General features: G+C 69.5%; 6 protein-coding genes. 2 read left to right on the top strand and 4 right to left on the bottom strand.

Annotated features, from left to right (window positions below; all coding sequences use genetic code 11):
* Positions 1–233 precede the first annotated feature (233 nt).
* Together QZ271_RS13965 and QZ271_RS13960 are read left to right on the top strand one after the other, a co-directional pair.
* Positions 234–1385, top strand: a complete 1152-nt coding sequence (locus QZ271_RS13965) for a GGDEF domain-containing protein (protein ID WP_291432490.1) — start codon at positions 234–236, stop codon at positions 1383–1385.
* Between the two features lie 224 nt (positions 1386–1609).
* Positions 1610–1735: a hypothetical protein gene (locus tag QZ271_RS13960; protein ID WP_291432489.1), complete on the top strand. Its 126-nt coding sequence runs from the start codon at positions 1610–1612 to the stop codon at positions 1733–1735.
* A 264-nt stretch (positions 1736–1999) separates the two neighbouring features.
* Here the strand turns inward: QZ271_RS13960 and QZ271_RS13955 are convergent, their stop codons facing one another.
* The 4 genes from QZ271_RS13955 to QZ271_RS13940 form a co-directional block, all read right to left on the bottom strand.
* Positions 2000–2188 carry a hypothetical protein gene (locus QZ271_RS13955; protein ID WP_291432487.1) on the bottom strand — a complete coding sequence of 63 codons (189 nt, stop codon included), beginning with the start codon at positions 2186–2188 and terminating at the stop codon, positions 2000–2002.
* Positions 2189–2228: 40 nt separating this feature from the next.
* Positions 2229–3005, bottom strand: coding sequence for a type III pantothenate kinase (locus QZ271_RS13950; RefSeq protein ID WP_291432485.1), 777 nt, complete (start codon positions 3003–3005; stop codon positions 2229–2231).
* Between the two features lie 182 nt (positions 3006–3187).
* Entirely contained in the window at positions 3188–3898 is a 711-nt protein-coding gene (locus QZ271_RS13945; RefSeq protein ID WP_291432483.1) for a hypothetical protein, read from the bottom strand.
* Positions 3899–3982: 84 nt separating this feature from the next.
* The coding region (locus tag QZ271_RS13940) for a hypothetical protein (protein ID WP_291432481.1) at positions 3983–4476 on the bottom strand (494 nt) is incomplete at its 5' end.

The raw sequence follows: 4476 nt of genomic DNA, 5'->3' as shown, positions 1-4476 counted from the left end.
TTGTTTCACTGATACGGACTGCGGCTCCATACCGCGAAGGGGGGGGGATGCTGTTCCTACTCGCATCCGCTCGGATTGATTCGGAACTCCACCGAATCAATCGGAATCCGTCTGAGCGGGTTCCGGGCGTGGTCTCCCGGATGGGGCGGGGCTGCCGGCCGGGCTTAACAATACGCGCATGAAACAGAGTGTCAGGGAAGAGTGAGAGCTTGTCTGCTTCACTGTCAGGCACCATGAGACGCCTGCCTCCTTCCCCCAGGAATTCCCTGACTGCCAGTCAGGTGGACGGCGCGGCCCGCGACAGCCTGGACCACCGCACCCTGACCCGCCGCCTGCTGGGGGTGGTGCTGGCCGCGCTGCTGCTGAAGATGCTCTTGCTGCCCATGAGCAGTTTCGAGCAGGCGGCGCTGCCACCACTGGCACTGCTACTGGCCGGCGTGGCCGCCAGCACCCACAGGATCCGGCTCCCGCTGCGCACCCTGCACCTGACCACGCTGCTGGGCACCTGGGCGTACCTGCTGGGCAGCCTGTGGTTCGTGCTGTTCCGCGTGCCCTCAGAGTGGCAACTGGTCACCCTGAGTGGCATGGGACCGTGGATTACGGTGCTGATCGCCTCGCACCTGTGGTTGCTGGGCCGCCGGGACAGCACAGTACTGAACCTGGTGTGTATGGGCGGCGTGGCGGGTCTGACCCTGGTGTACACCGCCGGGCACGGCGCCTGGGAATCCCAGGTCATGGGAATGGTCGTGCAGACGCTGCTGGCGTCCACGGTCGTGCTGGCCGGGCAGCACAGAGTGGTCCTGCGCACGCTGGGGAACCTGCGGCGGGACATGCTGGGCGGCGATTTGCCGGGCGAGCACGATCCGCTGACCGGTCTGCCCGCCCGCCAGGGAACCCAGGACGCGCTGGTCCGCGAGTTCCGGCGGCGGCCCGAAGGTCTCAGCGTGGCCGTGATCGGCGTGGACGGCCTGCGAGCACTTGAGACGCAGTACGGGCTGGGATTCACCGAACGGCTGGTGGCGCACCTGGCCCGCGTGACGCTGGGTGTGGTGCGCGATCAGGACCTGCTGGGTCGCCTGGGGCCGGATCAGCTGATGATGGTGATGCGCACGCCGGACGCCCGCGCGGCCCGGAGCGCCTGCGAGCGCCTGCGGGTGCGAATCGCGTCCTGTCCGCTTGAGGGTGTAAACCTGACGGTCAGTGTGGGCGTGGCATTCTACGCCAACCATCCCGACCCGCAGGCGCTGTGGAAAGAAGCGCAGGCCGCGCTGGCATCGGTGCAGGGCAGTTCCCACAACCGCGTGGCGCTGGGTGTCTGGCGCGGGGCCAGTACGGACGACAGCCCGGGCCAGAACGAAAGCGGTCCCCAGGGCTTTCCTGCCTGATACGGATTCCCCTGCCGTCCTTCACGGCCAGATGCGTTCGCTCTGGCCGGGGGTGGCCTCGCCGCGCAGCCAGGGCCGCGAGGACCTCCGCGCCGCGCACCACGCCCAGAGAGCGGCGGCTGAACAGGGCGTTGGCATCCACGGCCCACACCTGCCCCAGCGGCCGCTGCGGGTCCAGGGCGCGGGCGAACGCGACGTCGTCGCCCAGGCCGTACCCGCAGCACATGACGACCGTCACGTCGGGTTGCAGCGACTCGATCTGCGTCCAGCTGGCGCGGCCCGAGTCGGTTCCGGCCGCGCCCAGCACGTTCACGCCGCCGACCCGCTCGGCCTGCTGGGGCACCCAGTGACCGCCGTAGAAGGGCGGCTCCGCCCACTCCAGCGTCAGGACGCTCGGCGCGTGCGTGACAGGCTGCACGGCGTCACTGACGGCCCGGTCGATCTGTGCCTGCGCAGCAGCGCTGTTCACAATGGACCGCGTGAGGACCGGCAGGCCCCGCGCCTGCGGGTGGTCACAGGAGTGACTGACCCCCACCACCCGCGCGCCCAGCCCGGACTCATACGGACTGCCGTTTGTTTCGCTGACAATCCGGAACTTCACCGGATTGCCAGCTTCACGTCCGGAGGCCCGGTTCTCTCCCACTCGCTTCGCTCGGATCGAATGGTCTTTGCAGCCCATTCAACCCGGAGTCCGTATCACCCAGCAGGTCGAACAGCAGGTCGGTGGGGCTCGGCAGCAGGCTCACGATCCGGGCGGGTCCGGGCGGCAGGCCGGGCGCTGCGATGGGCCCGGATCGGGTCATGCGCCTGGCGTAGAGCATCCGTTGGGAGCGCAGGAGGGGCTCAGCGGCTGGCCCAGAGTTCCACGAGGCCGCGTAGGGTCAGGGTCTCGTCGTAGTGGTCGATCTCGCGGCAGATGCCCTCGATGGTGCGGGCAAAACCGCCGGTGGCGACGGCGACCGCCGGGCCCGGCAGTTCCGCGCGGATGCGGCGCAGCAGGCCGTCCACCATCTCGGCGTACCCGAAGACCAGCCCCGATTGCAGCGCGTGCGTGGTGTTGTGCCCGATGGCCGCCTGCGGGGCTTGCAGGGTGATGCGCGGCAGTTTCGCGGCGCGGCTGAACAGCGCGTCGGCGCTGACCTGCGCGCCCGTGGCGAGCACGCCGCCCAGGAAGCGGCGGCCCCGGCCGATCACGTCGAAGTTGGTGCTCGTCCCGAAATCCACGACCACGGCGTAGTCGTGGGCGTTCATGTAGCGTTCCGCGCCGAACAGGTTGCACAGGCGGTCTGCGCCGACCGCGTCGGGCTGGTCGAGTTCCACGCTCACGTCCGGCAGGTTGGTGGCGCTGACGCTGAACGCCTCGACCATGAAGTGACGGCGGAGCGCCAGCCCGTAGTTCTCACCGACGGGCGGCGCGACGCTGCTCAGCACGGCCGAGCGGGGTGCGCCTGCCCCGGCCAGCGTGAACAGGCCGTGCAGTTGCAGCGCGAGGTCGTCGGGCAACACGTCGCGGTTGGTACGCACGCGCCAGGTGTGCGTGAGGTTCAGGCTCTCGTCCGCAAGGCCGATGACGGTGCTGGTGTTGCCGATATCCACGGCCAGAAGGGGAAAGGCGGGCACGCCCCGCAGTGTAGGGCAGTCGGGTCGCCTGGGGCTGTCGGGCTGCGGGGTGAAGTCGGGTCGCGGGGTGCAGTCGGGCGGCGAACTGGGCAGCCTGGCAGTGAGCAGCCTGGCAAACCCAAACAGTGGTGGGTGAGACGGTCGCCCGCTTCACTGTCCACCCCCGGCAACCTGCCCTGGGCTCAGCTGAAGTCTCCGAGTTTCAGGGGGATGGAGTACGCGCAGCTGGTGTCGGCCTCGGTGTGCAGCAGGAGGTTCACGGTGTCGCTGGCACCCAGACCGGCCTTGAGGGGTTCGAAGTAGTACACCAGGGTGCCGCTCCAGGTGCCGCCCTCCTGCTTGAAGTCGTTCACGTAGGTGCTTTTCACGGGGGCGACGAGTGTGCCGTCCGCGCCCTTCAGTCGCGCGAGGTACGCGGCGCGGGCCTTCTCGCTGGGAAGGCCCTGCACGGCAATATCGATGCGCAGCTGTCCGTCCGCGAGGCGTTTACTGGTGAATTCCTCGCTCAGGGCCTCCTTGACACTGAGGTTCCTGAAGTTGTCACGGGCGTCCTGCGCCGCGAAGAACAGCTGGTCGGCCTGCCCGCTGGCGGTCACGGTCACGGGGCGGCTGCCGCGCGCGTAGTCCTGCGGGGCGGCCAGCCAGTCGGTCACGCAGGCGGCGCCGCCATCGAAGGCAGTCACGGCGCCCGGGCCTGCCTCGAACTGGCCGTCCCCAACTTTTAGGCTAGTAATCAGGTAGGTGGGAACCGGGTCGCGGCGGCCGTACGCGCCGTCAATGACGTTCCGGGCGGTGGTGTCTTCCAGTTTCGGAACCCAGGCGCGGGCGGGCGCGGCCAGCAGCGCGGCGAGGGTCAGGAACAGGGTCAGGCGGGCGGGTGTGCGGATGCTCATGGGGACCTCCGGGAAAACGAAAGACACGGTGCAGGTGCGGACCGGGCAGAAGGGCAGGTGCACGGGACGCGCACCTGGCCGGATTCAGGTTTTGAGGTACACGACGCGGCACGCCTGCCCGGCCGAGCGGAACTGCGCGGCGGCCTCGGCAGGAAGGGTCACGTCCGTGTACACCTTCGAGGTGGGCGCGTACCGGTTGGGTTGAATGCGGGCGGCCTTCACGCGGGTGACGTTCTTGAAAGCAGCCAGTTCCGCCTCGCTGGTCACGTAGGTGTGCAGGTTGCCCTCCTGCACGAGGCTGCTGCTGACACCCTTGATGAGCGCGGCGTCCGGCCAGAGCTGTGCGCCGCCCTCGGCGTACACGATGCTGGTCATGTCCCGCTGGAACGTCCCGAGGCCACGCACGTCGATCACGACCGTGCAGGTCAGCGGCCGCGTTTCGCTGCTCGCGCCCCCCCCGCCCCGCGCGCCGGTTCCGGCCGCAGCGACAGGCGACTCGGACGCGCCGGTTCCGCCGGGGCCGCTGCGGGAAGCCGCGGCGGGGGCCGGACCGTCCGCGCCGGACGTGTCGCTGCCCG

The organism is Deinococcus sp. (assembly GCF_018260555.1).
GTDB lineage: Bacteria > Deinococcota > Deinococci > Deinococcales > Deinococcaceae > Deinococcus.
The sequence above is the reverse complement of the archived record's forward strand: the minus strand, read 5'-3'. Positions and strand labels throughout refer to the sequence as shown.

What these genes read in the sequence shown, in the direction of transcription:
- QZ271_RS13945 (WP_291432483.1), bottom strand. Translation starts at nt 3,898, where the DNA reads ATGAGCATCCGCACACCCGCCCGCCTGACCCTGTTCCTGACCCTCGCC.
- QZ271_RS13965 (WP_291432490.1), top strand. Translation starts at nt 234, where the DNA reads ATGAGACGCCTGCCTCCTTCCCCCAGGAATTCCCTGACTGCCAGTCAG.
- QZ271_RS13955 (WP_291432487.1), bottom strand. Translation starts at nt 2,188, where the DNA reads ATGACCCGATCCGGGCCCATCGCAGCGCCCGGCCTGCCGCCCGGACCC.
- QZ271_RS13960 (WP_291432489.1), top strand. Translation starts at nt 1,610, where the DNA reads ATGACGACCGTCACGTCGGGTTGCAGCGACTCGATCTGCGTCCAGCTG.